The sequence below is a fragment of the Mycolicibacter icosiumassiliensis genome, from assembly GCF_900078685.2.
Classification (GTDB): Bacteria; Actinomycetota; Actinomycetes; order Mycobacteriales; family Mycobacteriaceae; genus Mycobacterium; species Mycobacterium icosiumassiliensis.
The window spans coordinates 2,896,999-2,916,918 of the sequence record NZ_LT546166.1 but is presented as its reverse complement, the minus strand read 5'-3'; the positions used below and the strand labels follow the sequence as shown (position 1 = coordinate 2,916,918).

Annotated in this window: 13 protein-coding genes, 3 pseudogenes and 1 riboswitch; of the genes and pseudogenes, 2 read left to right on the top strand and 14 right to left on the bottom strand. The window is 68.4% G+C overall.

What is annotated here, in order from left to right:
- Positions 1-31 precede the first annotated feature (31 nt).
- Positions 32-2,737, bottom strand: coding sequence for a magnesium-translocating P-type ATPase (mgtA, locus tag BN4346_RS37920; RefSeq protein WP_067973708.1), 2,706 nt, complete (start codon positions 2,735-2,737; stop codon positions 32-34).
- A gap of 259 nt (positions 2,738-2,996) precedes the next feature.
- Positions 2,997-3,164, bottom strand: a riboswitch (M-box (ykoK) riboswitch).
- A 340-nt stretch (positions 3,165-3,504) separates the two neighbouring features.
- Between mgtA and BN4346_RS37910 the strand changes: the two genes are divergently transcribed.
- Together BN4346_RS37910 and BN4346_RS37905 are read left to right on the top strand one after the other, a co-directional pair.
- Positions 3,505-5,010 carry a PPE family protein gene (locus tag BN4346_RS37910; protein ID WP_067973702.1) on the top strand — a complete coding sequence of 502 codons (1,506 nt, stop codon included), beginning with the start codon at positions 3,505-3,507 and terminating at the stop codon, positions 5,008-5,010.
- Positions 4,988-5,644, top strand: a complete 657-nt coding sequence (locus BN4346_RS37905; protein WP_067973699.1) for a biliverdin-producing heme oxygenase — start codon at positions 4,988-4,990, stop codon at positions 5,642-5,644. The genes BN4346_RS37910 and BN4346_RS37905 overlap by 23 nt, the downstream gene beginning before the upstream one ends.
- 14 nt (positions 5,645-5,658) lie before the next feature.
- Here BN4346_RS37905 and argH read toward each other — a convergent pair whose 3' ends face one another.
- From argH to BN4346_RS48185, 13 genes and pseudogenes are all read right to left on the bottom strand, one after another.
- The gene (gene argH / locus BN4346_RS37900) at positions 5,659-7,071 is read right to left on the bottom strand and encodes an argininosuccinate lyase (protein WP_067973696.1); all 1,413 of its coding nucleotides are present in this window, start codon (positions 7,069-7,071) and stop codon (positions 5,659-5,661) included.
- Positions 7,072-7,163: 92 nt separating this feature from the next.
- Positions 7,164-8,363 carry an argininosuccinate synthase gene (locus BN4346_RS37895; protein ID WP_067973694.1) on the bottom strand — a complete coding sequence of 400 codons (1,200 nt, stop codon included), beginning with the start codon at positions 8,361-8,363 and terminating at the stop codon, positions 7,164-7,166.
- Between the two features lie 37 nt (positions 8,364-8,400).
- Positions 8,401-8,886 (bottom strand): arginine repressor, encoded by a 486-nt coding sequence (locus tag BN4346_RS37890; RefSeq protein WP_067973691.1) that lies wholly within the window; start codon positions 8,884-8,886, stop codon positions 8,401-8,403.
- On the bottom strand, positions 8,883-9,809 hold the full coding sequence (gene argF, locus BN4346_RS37885; protein WP_067973689.1) for an ornithine carbamoyltransferase: 927 nt from the start codon (positions 9,807-9,809) through the stop codon (positions 8,883-8,885). The genes BN4346_RS37890 and argF overlap by 4 nt, the downstream gene beginning before the upstream one ends.
- Positions 9,806-10,984, bottom strand: coding sequence for an acetylornithine transaminase (locus tag BN4346_RS37880; protein WP_067973687.1), 1,179 nt, complete (start codon positions 10,982-10,984; stop codon positions 9,806-9,808). The genes argF and BN4346_RS37880 overlap by 4 nt, the downstream gene beginning before the upstream one ends.
- A complete protein-coding gene (argB, locus tag BN4346_RS37875; RefSeq protein ID WP_067973684.1) occupies positions 10,981-11,856 on the bottom strand; it encodes an acetylglutamate kinase in 876 nt (291 codons plus the stop codon). The genes BN4346_RS37880 and argB overlap by 4 nt, the downstream gene beginning before the upstream one ends.
- Complete coding sequence (gene argJ, locus BN4346_RS37870) at positions 11,853-13,058, bottom strand: bifunctional glutamate N-acetyltransferase/amino-acid acetyltransferase ArgJ (protein WP_067973682.1); 1,206 nt, start codon at positions 13,056-13,058, stop codon at positions 11,853-11,855. Before argJ ends, argB begins: the two co-directional genes overlap by 4 nt.
- Positions 13,055-14,098 carry an N-acetyl-gamma-glutamyl-phosphate reductase gene (argC, locus tag BN4346_RS37865; protein ID WP_067973679.1) on the bottom strand — a complete coding sequence of 348 codons (1,044 nt, stop codon included), beginning with the start codon at positions 14,096-14,098 and terminating at the stop codon, positions 13,055-13,057. Before argC ends, argJ begins: the two co-directional genes overlap by 4 nt.
- A 136-nt stretch (positions 14,099-14,234) precedes the next feature.
- Positions 14,235-15,680, bottom strand: a complete 1,446-nt coding sequence (locus tag BN4346_RS37860) for a dihydrolipoyl dehydrogenase family protein (protein WP_067973677.1) — start codon at positions 15,678-15,680, stop codon at positions 14,235-14,237.
- A 161-nt stretch (positions 15,681-15,841) separates the two neighbouring features.
- A pseudogene (locus BN4346_RS50075) lies at positions 15,842-17,035 on the bottom strand (phenylalanine--tRNA ligase subunit beta); the annotation flags it as partial.
- Between the two features lie 20 nt (positions 17,036-17,055).
- Positions 17,056-18,468, bottom strand: a pseudogene (locus BN4346_RS50070) (phenylalanine--tRNA ligase subunit beta); the annotation flags it as partial.
- Entirely contained in the window at positions 18,468-19,520 is a 1,053-nt protein-coding gene (gene pheS / locus BN4346_RS37845) for a phenylalanine--tRNA ligase subunit alpha (RefSeq protein ID WP_067973671.1), read from the bottom strand. The gene pheS and the pseudogene BN4346_RS50070, both read right to left, overlap by 1 nt.
- A 113-nt stretch (positions 19,521-19,633) precedes the next feature.
- Positions 19,634-19,920 (bottom strand): annotated as a pseudogene (locus tag BN4346_RS48185) (hypothetical protein); the annotation flags it as partial.

Sequence of the window (19,920 nt, the reverse complement as noted above, 5' to 3'; positions counted from 1 at the left end):
ACGCGGCCCGTCGCGGCCCGCGCCTGAGCGACTACAACCAGCCGCCGAAGCGTCTGATGAACGCAACTTTCGCCAACTGGGTCAGCACGCAATATCCAAGCAGGAGTGCAACCAGCCACAGAAAGTAGTTCCACGGCAAGGCCACCAAGCCCAGCGACCGGCCCCACCCGCTGAACGGGAACACCAGCCCAAATACGCATGCTGCGCCGGTGGTCAGCAGCACAGGCCACGCGGCCCGGGACTGCAGAAACGGGATCCGCTGGGTGCGGATCATGTGCACGATCAGGGTCTGAGAAATCAGCGATTCGATGAACCACCCCGACTGAAACAGCGCGGCGCGTTCGAGTGAGTTCGCCCGGAACACAAACCACATCAGCGCAAAGGTGGTGACGTCGAAAATAGAGCTGATCGGCCCGATGCACACCATGAATCTCGCGATGCTGTCGGCGGCCCATCGACGGGGACGGTCCAGAAACTCCCGATCGACCCGGTCCCACGGAATGGTGAGCATCGAGAGGTCGTAGACCAGATTCTGCACCAATACGACCGCCGGGATCATCGGCAGGAACGGGAGCAGCGCACTGGCCACCAGCACCGAGAGCACGTTGCCGAAATTCGAGCTCGCGGTCATCTTGATGTATTTGAGGATGTTGGCGAAGGTCCGTCGCCCCTCGATGACCCCTTGTTCGAGAACGCCCAGATCTTTCTCCAGCAGGATGATGTCCGCGGATTCCCGGGCGATGTCGACTGCGGTGTCCACCGAAATCCCGACATCGGCGGCCCGCAACGCCGGCGCATCATTGACACCGTCGCCCAGGAAGCCGACGGTGTGGCCGCGCCGTTTCAATGCTTCGACGATGCGCGCCTTCTGCAGCGGATCGATCTTGGCGAATACCGTGGTCTCCGCGACGATGTCGTCCATCGCGGCGTCGTCGAGTGCCTCGATCTCCGTGCCGGTCACGATGGTGCTCACGTCGATGCCTACCTTGCCGCACACGGTTTCAGCCACAAGCGGGTTGTCGCCGGTGATCACCTTCACCGCGGTGCCGTGCTGACGCAGCGCTGCGATGGCGTTCGCGGCCGACATCTTCGGCGGGTCCAGGAAGGTCAGAAAACCAACGAGGGCCATGCCGGCTTCGTCTTCGGCTCGGTACTCGCGCGGGTGCTCGGCGACCTCGGCCTCCGACAGCTGCCGCGTCGCCACGGCAAGCACTCGTTTGCCCTGCCCGTTGTGCCCGGCGACCATCCGATCGACGGCGGCTACCAGCCCAGGCGTGATCGCCCGATACTCATCACCGACCAAGACGGTGGTGCACACCGAAAGCACCTCCTCCACGGCACCTTTGGTGACGATAAGGTCGGATCCCGCGTCGTCGACAACCACTGACATGCGGCGGCGCCGGAAGTCGAAGGGCATCTCGTCGATCAGGCCATGTTCAGCAACGATCGCGCCGATCAGCTTCGGTCCGGCCGCCGAGAGCACCGCAGCGTCCAGCAGGTTGCGCAATCCGGTCTGAAAGAACGCGTTGATCGCGGCCAGTCGGAGCGTGTCATCGCTGACACGGCCGTAGACGTCGAGATGCTCCTCAAGCACGATCCGGTCTTCGGTGAGCGTGCCCGTCTTGTCCGTGCACAACACGTCCATCGCACCGAAGTTCTGAATCGCGTTGAGCTGTTTCACGATGACCTTGTGGCGCGACAGCGACACCGCGCCGCGGGCCAAGTTCGCCGTCACCACCAGCGGCAGCATCTCCGGTGTCAATCCGACCGCGGTCGCAATACCGAAGAGCAGCGCATCCGTCCAGTTCTTGGTCAGCCCGTTGATGATGAACACCGCCGGAACCATGACGAGCATGAACTTGATCAGCAAGAAGCTGACGCTGCGCACGCCCACGTCGAAGCTCGTCTCCGGTCGGGCGCCGGCCAAGTTGGCGGTCATGGCCCCGAAGTAGGTACGTCGGCCGGTATTGACCACAACCGCGGTGCCCGACCCAGAGACCACCGAGGTACCCATGAACCCAAGGTTGGCAATGTCGAGTGGGTGCATCGAGTCGACGTCCGTGAGCTGCACGCCCTGCTTTTCGGCGGGCATCGACTCTCCGGTGACCACCGCCTGATTTACCTGCAGATCCTTAGCGCGAATGATCCGCACATCGCCGGGGATCATGTCGCCCGCCGCCAACTGCACCAAGTCCCCCGGCACGAGCTGCTCGATCGGCAGCTCCCGGATGATCGGCGCACCACCCACATGTCGGGTAACCGTCGCGGTCGTCGACACCATGGCCTTCAGGGCCTCCGCGGCCCGACCGGAGCGGTACTCCTGCCAGAACCGCAGGGTCACACTGACGATGATCATCACCGAGACGATCAGAACGTCTTGGTAGGAACGGTGTTCGGGCGATGGCGCCAGCACGACATCCGTGACGTACATCACCACGCCGATCATGATCAACACCAGAATGAACGGATTCTTGAAGGTGGCCAGAAACTGGATGATCGCCGGAGCAGGACGGTCATGCCGGACAGCGTTACGACCGTAGGAACGAAGCAGCCTCTCGGTTTGCCGGGTGTGCAATCCGTGCTCGGATGTCTCCAACGCAGCCAGTACGTCCGCACGAGACAGCCCGGCGAACTGGGCCAGCCGTGCGAGCTGACGCTCCGACAGAATCGTCGCAGAATTGCCTTCGGACAACTTCTTTCGTCCGAGCGAGGGGGTCGAGACCGTACGCATCGACATAGTCGGGCCTTCCGGTGATGCAGATTCTGCGACCGCGAAGACAGGCACCTGTGGTCGCGCGACAGCGACACCCGCGCGCTGATGCGAAGGGTAGGAACCTAGTCGTCAGGCCGTGACGGTCAGAACCTGGCCGAGGGTGGGAAACGGACGGGACGGCGGATTAGGACCGGGACTATCACCGCTACTCACGTCACTCACCTCCTCGGGCCGAACGGACATCAACGCGGCATCATCGATGCGGACACCCGAAATTCATTGGCGTACACCCCACTCGTTAGAGCTTCGGCACTGCGCGACGTATCCCAGCGGGAAGCCACTTTGGGTCGCACCTTAATCCGGGACGACCTGTCCTAACCTTGGGCGTCTCTCGACGTCGTCAGATCAGTGGCCTTTGTTCACACAGGAGCCTCGCCTATCGAGGTGTTGGCACTTGCCATGGTGACCCCCGGGCGGGACGCTGTCAACCGGTAGCGCGACCACCTCTGCGGCTTGATCGAACTGCGGTCGACCAGGGGGCGCGCAGCAACTGCACAGCCGAATTCCGTTGCACTCCACAGGATGATGCCGTCGGACAGCAAAGACAGGTCGACGGCGACGTCGCGTGAGTCCGGGCGCACCGCGAATCGGCAAGCGCGGCGGTCTTGACGCCACGTTAAGTTAGGGTAGCCTGCTTTAGGTTAGCCTAACCATTGACAGGAGGCGGGTGGCGGGAGGTATCGCTCCCCCGGACAGCCAATGATGAACTCTCACACCGTCTCCGCGCGACCATGACCGCGCCCATCTGGATGGCCTTGCCCCCCGAGGTGCACTCCACCCTGCTCAGCAGCGGGGTGGGGGCCGGGCCGCTGTTGGCAGCGGCCGACGCCTGGACCGCACTAAGCAGCGAATACACCACGGCTGCAACCGAACTCACGACAATCCTGGGTGCCGTGCAGGCCGGGACGTGGGAGGGCCAAGCCGCGGCCCGCTACCTTGCCGCACACGCGCCTTACCTGGCCTGGCTGATGCAGGCCGGTGCGAACAGCGCCAGTGCTGCCGCCCAACTCCAGACGGCGGCCGGCGACTACACCGCCGCCCTGGCAGCCATGCCGACCGTCGCCGAACTGGCCGCCAACCGCGCGACGCTGAGCGTGTTGGTGGCGACAAACTTCTTCGGTATCAACGCGATCCCGATCGCAGTCACCGAGGCGGACTACATCCGGATGTGGCTGCAGGCCGCCACCACCATGAGCGTCTATCAGGCTGTCTCCGCGGCAACAGTGGCAGCAACACCGCAGCCGGCGCCGGCGCCGGCTGTCCTCGATCCGGGTGTCGGTGAGGCGGGGTCCGCCGCCTTCACCGACCCCATCGAGGAGTGGCTGTCGTGGTCCGAGCACTTCAGCAGCATGTATCGAATGCTCAAACGAGTGTTGTCCGATCCACTCGGCACCCTGTACCAGATCGTCATCGACTTTGCGACCGACCCAGCGGCGGCGGCAACCACCTGGCTACCGCTGTTCTACCTCTTCGCCTATGCGGCAACCTTCGGTGTGATGGGCACGCCGATCTACGCCGCGATCATGGGGCCGGCGGCAGCCTCGTCGGCGATCCCGATCGCATTGGGATTATCCGGGCTCGCCTACCTGGCCCAGGTCCCCGCCGTAGAGGTACCGCCGGTCGTCACGCCACAGAGCCTGCCGGCGGCAGTCGTGGTTCCAACTCCCCCGGCTTCTGCGCTGTCCACGCCGCCCGCTCCGGCTCCGGCACCCGCCAGCATGACCACCGCACCAGCACCGCCGGTACTGAATCCGCCCCCGGCTACCGGCGCCCCACCGCTGTATTACGCGATTGGCGGAGGCGGCCCCGGGGTGGGCTTCGGCCCACCCATGCAGCAGCGGGCACCCGAGGTTTCGCGTCGTTCCAGGAACGCCAGTGAAGCCGCGGACGCCACAGCAGTGGCTGCTTCGGCCAGAAAGGCCAGGACTCGCAAACGTCGCGGCGCTGACGTCAAAGCACGTGGCTATCGCTACGAGTTCATCACCTCCGACGGCGAGGCGCCCGCTGCGCCGCTCCCTGAACAACAGACCGGAGTCAGTGCCTCGGGCAGCATCGCGATCGGATCGACGGGCACTGCGGCGAAGTCTGGACTGGCGGACCCGGCCGGACTCACTACGCTGGCGGAAGATGCATTCGGCAACGGGGCCACCACTCCGATGATGCCGGGCAGCTGGACCAATGAGAGCACCCACGACGAAGGGAACGGATCACAGCATGCCGCTGAAGGCCCCGCTTGACCCCGATGCCGTCCGATCGTTGTCCACCGCGATGCGGGAAGGATCGCAAGCGGCACACGACGCTGCCGAGGCCTCGCCGTTTGTGTCAGAACTGATGGGCGGCAAGGTCAACGAACAGGGCTACGTCGACTACCTGTTGCGGTTACGGATGGTCTACGCCGCACTGGAGGCCGCGGTGCGGGCGAACCGGGATGACACCCTCGTCGCGTCGGTGTACGACCCCGCCCTCGAGCGGCTCGCAGCGATCGACGCCGACCTGGGGTTCTGGGCCGGCGGAGCCGTCGCGGAGGTCGATTCACCTGCCGCCCAAGCCTATTGCGAGCGGATTGCTGCCGCCTCGAGCAGCGCGTTGCTGGCCCACCACTACACCCGCTACCTCGGGGACCTCTCCGGCGGCCAGGCGATCGGGCGCGTGCTGGACCGCACGTTCGGGCTCGGCGGCGCCGGCCTGTCGTTCTATGAGTTTCCGGTGCGGGCGAAACCGTACAAGGACGCCTACCGTGCCCGCCTCGACGAGCTCGCGCTGGCGCCCGACGAAATCGACGGGGTGGTCGACGAGGTTAGGGTCGCATTCGGACTCAACCAGGACTTGTTCGACGAGCTCGCCGAGAACCTGGCGTCGTACTGCCGCTGACCCGGTGGCGGAAATCAGCCGTTGAGCCACCGGCGCTGCTCGGCGGTGCGTTCCCGCAAACCGGCCAGCTGCTCGGCCACCCGCACCGGCGCGGTTCCGCCGCGGGCGTCACGAGAGCCGACCGATCCCTCGACCGTGAGCACCTCACGCACCCGCGGGGTGAGGTCCGAGCTGATGGCAGCCAGTTCGTCGTCGGTCAGCTCGTCGAGGCCAACGCCGCGCTGCTCGGCGGCCTTCACCGCCGCACCGGCCGCCTCGTGCGCGATGCGGAACGGAACACCTTGGCGCACCAGCCATTCGGCGATGTCGGTGGCAAGGGTGTAGCCGGCTGGTGCCAGCCCGACCATCCGCTCGGTGTCGAAGCGCAAGGTGCCGACCAGCCCGGCCATCGCCGGCAACAGCAGCTCGAGCTGCGCCGCCGAGTCGAATGCCGGCTCCTTGTCCTCCTGCAGGTCCCGGTTGTAGGCCAGCGGCTGGGCTTTGAGCGTCGCCAACAAACCGGTCAGGTTGCCGATCAACCGACCGGACTTACCGCGGGCCAGCTCGGCGATGTCGGGGTTCTTCTTCTGCGGCATGATCGAGCTGCCGGTCGACCAGGAGTCGTGCAGCACGGCGTAGCCGAATTCCGTTGAACTCCAAAGGATGATGTCTTCGGCCAGCCGGGACAGGTCGACGGCGATCATCGCGAACACGAACGCGGCCTCGGCAGCGAAGTCGCGGGCGGCGGTGGCATCGATCGAGTTGTCCGCGGCCGCGGTGAACCCGAGTTCGGCGGCGATGGCGTCCGGGTTCAGGCCCAGGGACGAGCCGGCCAGCGCGCCCGACCCGTACGGTGAGATCGCGGCGCGGGCGTCGAAGTCGACGATCCGGTCCACGTCGCGCAGCAGCGGGTGGGCATGGGCCAGCAGGTGGTGTGCCAGCAGCACCGGCTGCGCGGACTGCAGGTGCGTCTTGCCCGGCATGATGGCACTCGGGTGGGCGCCGGCCTGGTGGGCCAGCGCCTCGACCACGTCGAGCACTCCGGCCGCGACGCGGCGCACCGCGTCACGCAGCCACATCCGAAACAGCGTGGCCACCTGGTCATTTCGCGACCGCCCGGCCCGCAGCCGGCCGCCCAGGTCTGCACCCACCCGGTCGATCAGACCGCGCTCCAGCGCGCCGTGCACGTCCTCGTCGGTGACCAGCGGCCCGAAGCTGCCGTCGGCGACGTCTTCGCCGAGGCTGTCCAGGCCGGCCAGCAGGCCGTCACGCTGCTCGGCGGTGAGTAGCCCGGCGCCGTGCAGCACCTTGGCGTGTGCTTTGGACGCGGCCACGTCGTAGGGGGCCAGCACCCAGTCGAAGTGCGTGGATTTGCTCAGCGCCGCCAGCGCGTCGGACGGCCCCTCGGCGAACCGTCCGCCCCACAGTGATCCCTCGTTGGTGCTCACCGCCTAGTCCTCCTCGCCGACTGTGAATCTCACGACGCCGCACCGGCGTGTCGCGTCGTGAGATTCACACTCGCGGTGAAGAAGGAGGCTGCTCACGAGCCCAAATCCCGGCGGGCGGAGATCTTGGAGCTCAACCCATGGATCTGGACGAAGCCGCGCGCCGCGGTCTGGTCGAAGGTGTCGCCCTCGTCGTAGGTGGCCAGGTTGAAGTCATAGAGCGACTCCGCGCTGCGCCGGCCGTTGATGATGATGCTGCCACCGTGCAGCACCAGGCGGATGTCACCGGACACGTGCTGCTGAGTGTCCTCGACGAACACCTCCAGCGACCGCTTGAGCGGGCTGAACCACAGGCCGTCGTAGGTGAGCTCGCCCCACTTGCGGTCCACCCCGCGCTTGTAGCGGCCCAGTTCGCGTTCCAGGGTGACGTGCTCGAGCTCGGTGTGCGCGGTGATCAGCACCATGGCGCCGGGCGCCTCGTAGATCTCGCGGCTCTTGATGCCCACCAGTCGATCCTCGACCACGTCGAGGCGTCCCACGCCCTGTGCGCCGGCCCGGGTGTTGAGCTCCTGGATGATCTCCAGCACGCTGAGCGGGCGACCGTCGATGGCCACCGGGCGGCCCTTGTCGAAGCTGATGATCAGCTCGTCGGGGGCGTTGAAATTGACCGTCGGGTCCTCGGTGTAGTCGTAGACGTCCTTGGTCGGGGCATTCCACAGGTCCTCGAGGAACCCGGTCTCCACCGCGCGGCCCCACACGTTCTGGTCGACGGAGAATGGCGAGCGCTTGGTGACGTTGATCGGGATGTCGTTCTGCTCGGCGAACGCGATGGCCTTCTCCCGGGTCCAGGCGTAGTCGCGGACCGGGGCGATGACGTTCAGTTCGGGAGCCAGCGAGGCAAAGCCGACCTCGAAGCGGACCTGGTCGTTGCCCTTGCCGGTGCAGCCGTGGGCGACGATGGTGCCGCCGTGGCTACGCGCGGCTTCCACCAGGTGCTTGACGATCAGCGGCCGGCTGATGGCCGAGACCAGCGGGTAGCGATCCATGTAGAGCGCGTTGGCCTTGATGGTCGGCAGGCAGTACTCGTCCGCGAACTCGTTGCGGGCGTCGACCACGACGGCTTCCACCGCACCGCAGTCCAGGGCCCGCTGGCGCACCACCTCCATGTCCTCGCCGCCCTGGCCGAGGTCGATGGCGACGGCGACGACTTCGCGGCCGGTCTCCTTGCCGATCCAGCTGATCGCCACCGAAGTGTCCAGGCCGCCGGAATACGCCAGGATGACGCGTTCGGACATCGAGTTCTCCTTGCTTTGTGCTTTGTGCTTTTGGGTGTTATTGCAGGTCGTTGAGGGTGGCGGCGAGTTCTGCGCCGGTCATCGGCTCACGGGCCGCCACGAAGATGGTGTCATCCCCGGCGATGGTGCCGACCACGTACGGTAGCGCGGCCCGATCTATGGCGCTGGCCAGGTAGTCCGCCGCCCCGGGCGGGGTACGCAGCACGGCGAGATTTCCGGTGGCGTCGGTGGACACCAGCAGCTCGCCCAACAGCCGGCAGAGCCGGTCAGTGCCGCCGGAAAGGCGCAGCGGGTTGCCGTCTTCGGGGATGACGTAGCCGCCGACTCCGCCATCGGGGCCCCGCAGTTTCACCGCGCCCAGCTCTTCGAGGTCCCGGGACAGGGTGGCCTGGGTGACCTCGATGCCGTCGGCGGCCAGGATGCCGGCCAGCTCGGTCTGGCTGCGCACCGACGCTGAGGACAGCACCTCGACGATGCGGGCCTGGCGGCCCGCTCGCGTGACGGTGCTGTCGGCGCGGCTCATCGTGACCGTTCCAGCAACCACACCAACAGCGCCTTCTGCGCGTGCAGCCGGTTCTCGGCTTCGTCCCACACCGCGCTGTGCGGCCCGTCGATCACCGAGTCGGTGATCTCGTCGCCGCGGTGCGCCGGAAGGCAGTGCAGCACCGTGACGTCCGGGTCGGCTAGGCCGACCAGTTCGTCGTTGATCTGGAAGGGCCGAAATGGCGCCACCCGGTCCAGCCCGTCGTCCTCCTGACCCATCGAGGTCCAGGTGTCGGTGACCAACACGTCCGCGCCGGCGGCGGCTTTGGCCGCATCGTTGGTGAGCGTGACCGAGGCGCCGGTGTCGGCGCCGCGCTGCTTGGCGGCGGCGACCACGGCGGGATCAGGGGTGAAACCTTCCGGGGCGGCGACGGTGACGTGCACTCCGGCGGTGACGCCGCCGAGCATCAGCGAGTGCGCCATGTTGTTGGCGCCGTCGCCGAGGTAGGTCAGCTTGAGCCCTTTGAGTGCGCCCTTGCGTTCGGCAATGGTCTGCAGGTCGGCCAGCACCTGGCAGGGGTGGAACTCGTCGGAGAGCGCGTTGACGATCGGGACCGTGGCGGTCGAGGCCATGGCGGTCAACCGGTCCTGGGCGAACGTGCGCCACACGATGGCGTCGACGTAGCGCGAGAGCACCTGTCCGGTGTCTTCCAGGGTTTCGTCGCGGCCCAGCTGGGTGGACCGCCCGTCGACGACGACGGCGTGCCCGCCCAGTTGGGCGATGCCGATCTCGAAGGAGAACCGCGTGCGGGTGGAATTCTTGTCGAAGATCACCGCGACCCCGCGGGGACCTTCCAACGGCCGGCGACTGAACGGCGCGGCTTTGAGTTCGGCTGCCAACGAAAGGATCTCGGCCTGTTCGGCCGGGGTGACGTCGTCGTCGCGCAGGAAGTGGCGGATCACTTTGCAGCCTCCTGCGCGGTGTCGAGGATGCCCGGCAGCGCGGTGATGAAGCTGCCGATCTGCTCGTCGGTGACGATCAGCGGCGGCGCCAACCGGACCACGCCCGCCGCGGCGGCATTGACCAGGAAGCCGGCCTCGCGAGCGGCCAGTTCGACGGCCTTGGCCTTCGGCTCGGTCAGCACGACGCCCTGCAGCAGGCCCTTGCCGCGGACATGGTCGACCAGCGGATGGCCCAGGTCTTCGATGCCGTGGCTCAGAGTCTTGCCCAGCGTGGCGGCCCGGGAGATCAGGTCGCCGTCGGCCAGCGCCCGCAGCACCGCCAGCGCGGCCGCGGTGCAGACCGGGTTGCCGCCGAAGGTGCTGCCGTGCAGACCCGGGGTCAGCAGGTCACCGGCCGCACCGACCGCCAGGCAGGCGCCGATGGGCAGGCCACCGCCCAGGCCCTTGGCCAGTGTGATGATGTCGGGGGTGATCCCGTCGTGCTGGTGGGCGTAGAAGGCGCCGGTGCGCCCGATCCCGGTCTGCACTTCGTCGAGCACCAGCAGGGCGCCGTGCGCTGCGGTGATGCCGCGGGCCTCGGCCAGGTAGCCGGCCGGCGGGGTGACGACGCCGCCCTCCCCCATGATCGGCTCCAGGAAGACCGCGGCCGTAGTCGAATCGACCGCCTCGGCCAGTGCTTTGGTGTCGCCATAGGGCACGTGGGTGATGTCACCGGGCAGCGGCGCGAACGGTGCCTGCTTGTCGGGCTGTCCGGTCAGCGCCAGCGATCCCATGGTCCGGCCGTGGAATGCGCCTTGGGCGGCAACGATCTTGGTCTTGCCGGTGAGCCGGGTCATCTTGAAGGCGACTTCGTTGGCCTCGGTCCCGGAGTTGCAGAAGAACACCCGCGCCGGCGCGCCGAGATGGTCGACCAGGCCCTCGGCCAGGGCGATGCCCGGCTCGGTGGCGTAGAGGTTCGAGGTGTGGCCCAACGTGTTCAGCTGGGTGGTGACGGCCTCGATCACCGCCGGGTGCCGATGGCCGAGCACGTTGACCGCGATGCCGCCGAGCAGATCGACGTAGCTCTTGCCGGTCTCGTCGGTGACCACCGCACCCTCGCCGCTGACCAGTGCCAGCGGCGGGGTGCCGTAGTTGTTCATCATCACCGCTTGCCAGCGGTCTTGCAGGGTTGTCATGGGTTTACCACCTTGGTTCCGGTGCCGGCGTGGGTGAAAAGCTCGACCAGCACGCAGTGTTCGACGCGGCCGTCGATGATGTGGGCGCTGGGCACCCCACCGCGGACGGCGCGCAGGCAGGCTTCGACTTTGGGGATCATGCCGGACTCCAGGCTCGGCAGCAGTTGCTCCAGTGTCGCGGTGTCGATCTCACTGACCAGCGAATCGGTATTGGGCCAGTCGGTGTAGAGGCCGTCCACGTCGGTGAGCATCAGCAACTTCTCGGCCTGCAACGCTTCGGCCAGGGCGGCCGCGGCGGTGTCGGCGTTGATGTTGTGCACCACCCCGTCGGGGTCGGGCGCCAGGGTGGATACCACCGGAATCCGGCCTGCGGCAATCAGATCCAGCACCGCGGCGGTATTGACCTGGTCGACGTCGCCGACCAGCCCGATGTCGGTGGCGATCCCGTCGACGGTGACGCTGCGCCGCACCGCGGTGAACAGCGCGGCGTCCTCTCCGGTGATGCCGACCGCGTACGGGCCGTGGGCGTTGATGAGGCCGACGAGTTCGCGGCCGACCTGGCCGAACAGCACCATGCGCGCCACGTCGAGCACTTCCGGTGTGGTGACCCGGAATCCGCCCTTGAAGTCACCTTCGATGCCGAGCCGTTTGAGCATGGCGCTGATCTGCGGTCCGCCGCCGTGCACCACCACCGGGTGGATGCCGCAGTTGCGCAGGAAGGCCATGTCGGCGGCGAACGCGTGCTTGAGGGTGTCGTCGGTCATGGCGTTGCCGCCGTATTTGACCACGACGATCTTGCCGTGCAGCTGCTTGAGCCACGGTAGGGCTTCGGCCAGCACCTGCGCCTTGACGGTGGTGGTGAGTTCGGTCATGAGCTGTACGCGGAATTCTCTTCGACGTAGGCGTGCGACAGGTCGGTAGTACGGACCATGGCGTGCCCGCTGCCCAAGTTGAGTTCGACAGTCACATCGATGTCCGCCCCGGACAGGTCGACCTCCCGGGCACCCGGCATCGGCATACCGTCGTGGAACACCGGGGAGCCGTTGAACGACACCGTGATCCGGTCCGGGTTGATGGCGAACGGCACCATCCCGACGGCCGCCAGCACCCGCCCCCAGTTGGGGTCCGAGCCGAACAGCGCGGTCTTGACCAGACTGTCGCGAGCCACAATCCGGGCTGCGACCAGGGCGTCGTCGTCGCCACCGGCGCCGGTGACGGTGATGGTCACCCGCTTGGTGACGCCCTCGGCGTCGGCCTGAAGTTGGGCGCACAGGTCATCGCAGACTGCCAGCACCGCGGCGTCGAGCTCGTCCTGGCTGGGGGTGATCTCACTGGCACCGGACGAGAGCAGCAGGACCGTGTCGTTGGTGGAGCAGCTGCCGTCGATGTCGAGCCGGTCGAACGTCAACGCGGCGGCCCGGCGCAACGCGAGATCAAGTGCCTCGGCGCCGGCCTTGGCGTCGGTGGTCAGCACCACCAGCATGGTGGCCAGCGAGGGCGCGAGCATGCCGGCACCCTTGGCCATACCGCCCAGGGTCCACTTGTCGTTGTGGTGCAGCGCAACCTGTTTGGGCACGGTGTCGGTGGTCATGATGGCGCGGGCGGCCTCGTCGCCACCGACCAGTCCGCCGGCCATTTCCTGCACCACCTCGGTGACACCGGGCAGCAGCTTGTCCATCGGCAGCCGGTCGCCGATCAGCCCGGTGGAGCAGACCGCGACTTCGATGGCGCCGGTCTCGGTGCCCCACTGCGACAGCGCGGCGGCCACGGCTTCGGCGGTGGTGTGGGTGTCTTGGAAGCCACCTGGACCGGTGCAGGCGTTGGCGCCACCGGAGTTCAGGATCACCGCCCGCAGCCGTCCGGTCTTGAGCACCTGCTGGCTCCACTGCACCGGTGCGGCCTTCACCTGGTTGCTGGTGAACACGCCGGCGGCCGTGTAGTCCGGTCCCTCGTTGAATACCAGTGCCAGGTCCGGCTTTCCGGACGCCTTGATGCCGGCGGCAATGCCGGCGGCCCGGAAGCCCTCGGGTGCGGTGACGCCCTGCTCGCGCACCAGCCGTACGTTGTCGGTCACGGTGCCACTCCTACCACCGAGAGTCCTTCGGTCTCCGGCCAGCCCAGCGCCAGGTTCATCGCCTGCACCGCGGCGCCGCCGGTGCCCTTGACCAGGTTGTCGATCGCGGCGATCGCGATGAACGTCGAGGCGTCCTCGTCGACGGCGACCGCCAGGTGCGCGGCGTTGCTGCCGATCACCGATCCGGTCTTGGGCAGCTGCCCCTGCGGCAGCAGGTGCACGAACGGCTCGTCGTGGTAGGCCTTTTCGTAGACCGCGCGCAGTTCGGACAGCGGTGCCGTGGTCTTGGCGGTGCAGGTGGCCAGGATGCCCCGCGAGGTCGGGATCAGTACCGGGATGAACGCAACGCTGACGTCGCGGTGGGTGAGCGCCTGCAGCCCCTGGCTGATCTCCGGGGTGTGCCGGTGGGCGCCGCCGATGTTGTAGGCCCGCGCCGATCCGATCACCTCCGAACCGAGCAGGTCGACCTTGGCGGCCTTGCCGGCACCGGAGGTGCCGCTGACCGCGACCACGGTGACGTCGGGTTCCACCAGTCCGGCGGCAACGGCCGGGACCAGCGCCAGCAGCGCCGCGGTCGGATAGCAGCCCGGCACCGCGATGCGCCGGGCGTCCTTGAGTTTGTCGCGGCCGCCCGGCAGCTCCGGCAGTCCGTAGGGCCAGGTGCCGGCGTGCGCCGAGCCGTAGAAACGTTCCCAATCGGTTGGATCGCCCAGCCGGAAGTCCGCGCCGCAATCCACCACCACGGTGTGGTCGTCGAGCTGCTCGGCCAGTACCGCCGAATGCCCGTGCGGCAGACCGAGAAACACCACGTCATGCCCGGAGAGGACGTCGACCTCGGTCGGCTCGAGCACGCGGTCGGCCAGGGGCACCAGATGCGGGTGTTGTTCGCCCAGGGTGCTGCCGGCGTTGCCGGCGGCGGTCAGCGCGCCGATGCTCAGCCGGCCGGCGGCGTAGGCCGGATGCCCCAGCAGCAGCCGCAGGATCTCTCCGCCGGCGTAGCCGCTGGCACCCGCCACCGCCACTTTGATCGCTTTGGTCACAGAGGCAGCTTTGCATGTCTATGCGTACTGATGCAAATTAATTACGTTTTCCCGCGAGGGTGTTTGCCCGGCATCTAGCGGCGTGTCGTCGTGCAACTACGCACCTTCGCCGCCGGTGATTGACGGTAGCCGACCGTCAGACCGATTCGGCATCACGGTAGGCCTCCAACAGGCGCAGCCAGATCTCGCTGATCGTCGGGAAACACGGCACCGCGTGCCACAGCCGGCGCATCGGCACCCGCCCGGCGACGGCAATGGTGGCCGAGTGCAGCAGCTCGGCCACGCCCGGACCGACGAATGCCACGCCGAGCAGGACCAACTCGTCGGCGTCGACCACCATGCGCGCCCGCCCGCGGTAGCCGTCGGCGTGCAGCTTGGCGCCGGTGACGGTGTCGCCGATCTCCACGTCCACCACCTGCACCCGGTGGCCGGCCCGCTCGGCCTGCTCGGCGGTGAGCCCCACGGCGGCCGCTTCGGGGTCGGTGAAGAAGACCTGCGGCACGGCGTGATGGTCGGCGGTGGCGGCGTGGACACCCCACGGCGCGGTGTCCAGCGCCGTCCCGGCAGCGCGGGCGCCGATGGCATCACCGGCGATACGCGCTTGGTATTTGCCTTCGTGCGTCAGCAAGGCCCGGTGATTGGCGTCGCCGCACGCGTACAGCCATCCGTCCTCGATGGCGCGCACTTGGCAGGTGTCGTCGACGTCCAGCCAGTCGCCGGGGGTCAGCCCGACGGTTTCCAGACCGATGTCCTCGGTGAGGGGCGCGCGGCCCGTCGCGAACAAGATCTCATCAACCTCCAGCTCACTGCCGCTGGTCAATTCCAGACGCACCGGACCGTCGCCCTTGGGTCGCACCAGCCGGGCGACCGACACCCCCGTGCGCACGTCGACGCCGGCGTCGGCCAGCCCGCGAGCGACGTATTCACCGACGAACGGCTCCATCCGCGGCAGCAACCCCGATCCGCGCACCAACAGCGTCACCGCAGCGCCCAAACCCTGCCAGGCGGTGGCCATTTCGACACCCACGCCACCGGCACCGACCACGGCGAGGCGCCCGGGCACCGACATGGCTTCGGTGGCTTCGCGATTGGTCCACGGCCGGGCTTCGGCCATGCCCGGCAGATCCGGCAGGGCCGCCCGGGTTCCGGTGCAGACCACGACGGCATGCCGGGCGGTCAGCCTCATGTCGCCACCGTCAGTGGCGACGACCACCCGCCGCGGACCGTCCAGCCGTCCGTGGCCGCGCACCAGCGTCGCGCCGATCCCCTCGATCCAGTCCGCCTGCCCGGAGTCGTCCCAATCCCCCACATAGTGATTGCGGCGCCCGAAGACTCCGGCGGCGTCGATCGGGGACGTGACGGCTTCCCGAGCGCCGGCCACGCGGCGAGCGTCGTCCACCGCGAGCACCGGCCGCAGCAGGGCCTTGCTGGGTACGCAGGCCCAGTAGGAGCATTCGCCGCCGATGAGTTCGCGTTCCACGATCGCCACGGTTAATCCGGCGGCCCGGGCACGGTCGGCGACGTTCTCACCGACCGGTCCGGCGCCGAGTACGACGACGTCATAGATGTCGGGTTCGTGCATCGAGCCAACTCCCCTCGAAGTGCCGGTGGCGCCTCTCAGCATGCCCCAGCACCGGGGTTGGCGATAGCCCGCGAACGTGCGGCGTTGTACGAAGGGCCGGCGTAGTCGCGTGCAAACGCGCACGCTCGCGCAGGTGGGTGGTGCCGCCAGCTCGCGCGGAGTTACCCGCGCAGCACGGCGCCTAGTCGCTCGGCGGCGCAGCGCACCGCGGCGTCGCGGGCGGCGCTGGCCTCGTCTTCGGTCAGCGTGCGATCGGCGGCCCGGAAGCGCAGCGCGAACGCCAGCGACTTGCGGCCCTCACCGACCTGCGGGCCGGTGTAGACGTCGAACAGCGCGATGTCCTCCAGCAGCTCACCGGCGCCCTCGCGCACCGCGTCGGCCACCGATTGGACGGTCACCTTCTCATCGACCACCAGGGCCAGATCCTGGAAGACCGCCGGGAACGGCGACACCCGGGGCGCGGGCAGCGCTGACGTGACCGGGATGGCGTCCAGGTCGAGTTCGACGGCGCAGGTGCCCTTGGGCAGCCCGGCACGCTCGATGACGGCCGGGTGTAATTGCCCGGCGTGGCCGATCACGGTCTCGCCCACCAGCACCTCGGCGCAGCGGCCCGGATGCCACGGCAGATACGCCCCGGAGCGCAGGGTGACCTCGACACCGCTGGCGCGCGCGATGATCCGGGCCGCCTCGATGGCGTCGGCGGCTTCGACGGGCCGGCCCGGCCCCCACGGACCGCGGGGCTCGGCCAGGCCGGTCAGCGCCACCGCGATGTGTTGTGGCTGGCGTGGCAGGGCGGCGTCGATTCCGGCGATCTCGTCGGCGGTCGGGCGTCGGGCCGGCGTGACGGCCGGGAACTGGCCCGGCCCCGCCGACTGCACCACCTGGGCGATGGTGAACAGCGCGACGTCACTCATTCCGCGGGACACATTGCGGCCCAAGGCTTCCAACAGACCGGGCAGCAGGGTGCTGGCCAGTTGTGGCCGGTCGGACTCCAGCGGGTTGAGCACCGACACGGTGTTGCGGCGCGGGTCGTCGTCGGCCAGACCCCAGGTGTCGAACACCCCGGCGGGCAAGAACGGCGTGGTGAGTACCTCGATGTAGCCGGCTAGGGCCAAGGACTTGCCAATCGCGCGGCGCCGGCGCTGGGTGGCGGTCAGGCCGCGTCCGGCCGGTGCGGTCGGCAGCACCGAGGGGATGGACTCCAGTCCTTCCAGCCGCAGCACCTCTTCGACCAGGTCGGCGGGCTGGCGCAGGTCGGGCCGCCAGCTCGGCGGGGTGACGGTCAAACGGGAACCGTCAACGGACACGTCGCAGCCGATCTGGGTCAGCCGCCGAACGGTGGTGCCCTCGCGGTAGCNCGCAGCACCTCTTCGACCAGGTCGGCGGGCTGGCGCAGGTCGGGCCGCCAGCTCGGCGGGGTGACGGTCAAACGGGAACCGTCAACGGACACGTCGCAGCCGATCTGGGTCAGCCGCCGAACGGTGGTGCCCTCGCGGTAGCTCACCCCCGCGATGCGGTCCGGCAGGTCGGCAGCGATCTCGACGGGCGCCTGGCTCCAGTCCTGCATCGGCGGATCACCGCGCCAGTCGGTCAGGCCCGCCCCGATGACTCCCCCGGCGATCTCGGCCAGCAATGTCGCGCAGCGGTCCAGCACGGCCACCGAGATGGCCGGGTCCACGGAGCGTTCGTAGCGCCGGGCCGCCTCGCTGGGCAGGTGCAGTCGCCGTGCGGTCCGCGACACCGCCGCGGGGTCCCAGATCGCGGCCTCCAGCAGCACATCGGTTGAGTCGTCGCGCATTTCGGTGCTACCCGAGCCCATCACGCCGCCAATGGCCGCGGTGGCGACGTCGTCGACGATGAGCACGTCGACCGGCTCCAGTTTGCGTTCGATGTCGTCCAGCGTGGTGACGGTCTCGCCGGCCGCGGCGAAGCGGACGTCGAATCCGCCGGTGATGCGGGCCCGGTCGTGGGCGTGCATCGGGTGGCCGAGTTCGACCATGACGTAGTTGGTGGCGTCGACGGCCGGGGAGATCGAGCGGATGCCGCACAGCGCCAGTCGGCGTTGCAGCCACCACGGCGAGACCGCCGCCGGGTCGATGCCGGTGACGCTGCGCAGCGCGAAACGGCGCACCCCGGTGCCCGGCTGCACGCTCAGTGGCCAGGCCTCGCCCTCGGCGGGCAACGCCGGCACCACAGCTGGGTCGGCAAAATCCAGGTCCAGGGCGCAGGCGATGTCGCGAGCCAGCCCTCGCACCGACATGCAGTAACCGCGGTCGGGGGTGATGGCCAGCTCGTAGACCACGTCGTCGAGGCCCAGCACTGCGGCGGCGTCCGCGCCCGGCTCGGCCGTGCCCGCCGGCAGCACCAAGATGCCCGAATGGTCGGTGCTCAACCGTATTTCGGATGCTGAGCAGATCATGCCGTCGGAGGTGCGGCCGTAGGTCTTGCGGGTGGCGATAGCGAAGTCACCGGGCAGCACCGCTCCCGGCAGTGCCACCGCCACCAGATCACCGACGGCGAAATTGCTGGCGCCACAGACGATGTCACGCGGCTCGGCTTCGCCGACGTCGACGCGGCAGGCCCGGATCGGCTTCTTGAACTCGGTGAGCTCCTCGATCTCGACGACCCGGCCGATCTTGAACGGCCCGGTAACCGGCCCCAGGGTGTGCACGGCTTCGACCTCGTGGCCGATCCGCAGCAGCGCCTGCTCGAGCTCGCCGGCAGAGATGTCGAAACCCGGCGTGCCGGCGATCAGGGTCTCTCGCAACCAGCTGTAGGGAATGCGCATCAGGCACCCACCCCGAACGGCAGGGAGAACCGGATATCGCCCTCGACCATGTCACGCATATCGGGGATTCCGTTGCGGAACTGCAGGGTTCGCTCCAATCCCATGCCGAAGGCGAAGCCGGAGTATTCGGCCGGGTCGACGCCCACCGCGCGCAGCACGTTGGGGTGCACCATTCCGCAACCGCCCCATTCCACCCAGCCGGGTCCGCCCTTCTTGCCCTCGAACCAGATGTCGACCTCGGCCGATGGCTCGGTGAACGGGAAGAAGTGCGGCCGGATGCGGGTCCTGGCGGCCGGGCCGAACTCCGATTGGGCGAAGGCATCCAGGGTGCCGCGCAGGTGCGCCATGGTCAGTCCGCGGTCGACCGCCAGCCCCTCGACCTGGTGGAACACCGGGGTGTGGGTGGCGTCGAGCTCGTCGGTGCGGAAGGTGCGCCCGATCGAGACGACGTAGACCGGCAGTTCGCGGGCCAGCAGGGCGCGGATCTGCACCGGGGAGGTGTGGGTGCGCAGCAGTTGGCGCGATCCGGGCGGGGCGATCTGGAAGGTGTCCTGGTCGCTGCGCGCGGGGTGGTCGACCGGGAAGTTCAGCGCGTCGAAATTGAAGTGTTCGGCTTCCACCTCGGGGCCTTCGGCCAGTTCCCAGCCCATCGCGACGAAGGTGTCGGCGACGTGTTCGGCCAGCATGGTGATGGGGTGGCGGGCGCCGACGAGCCTGCGGGCCGAGGGCAGCGTGACGTCGATGCTTTCGGCGGCCAGCACGGCGGCGTCACGCTCGGCGCGCAGGGCCGCCAAGCGCTGGTCATAGGCGCGCTGGGCGTCAGTGCGGACCGCGTTGACGCGCTTGCCGGCGTCGGCGCGGTCGGCCTTGTCCAGCTTGGCCAGCGCCTGGCGTGCCAGCGCCAGCGGCGCCTTGTCGCCCAGGTGCTCGGTTTTGGCGTGGGCCAACGCATCTAGGTCGGCGGCCGCGGCAAATGCGGTCTGCGCCGCCTGCAGCGCCGTGGTCAGGGTCACGTCGGAGACGACGGTCGGGTCGACTGGTTGTTCGCCCACGCGAGGAAACTCCCCCTACTGGCTGTGATTTTGGCTGAGACGCAAGCGTCGATCTTATCGACATGACGACGAAAGCCCCGCACGTGGTGTGTGCGGGGCTTTCGGCCGTTGGGTTAGCTGCTGGGCGCCTTGTGCACGGCTCCAGCGCCGCCGGCGGTGCCGTCGCCACCGGTCGTGTTGGTGGGTGTGGTCGGCGTCGCGCCGGCTGTGCCCGCCACGCTGCCCGACTTGCCGCCGGTGCCGCCGGTGCCGCCGACCCCACCGTTGGTTTTCCCGAGGCCGTTGCCACCGTCACCACCGTTGCCGCCCTTGCCACCGTCACCGGTGGTGTCGGTGGCAACGGCCTCGGGAAAACCAACGGCGGGGTCGGCGGCACCGGCGGAAACGGTGGGGCCGGCCG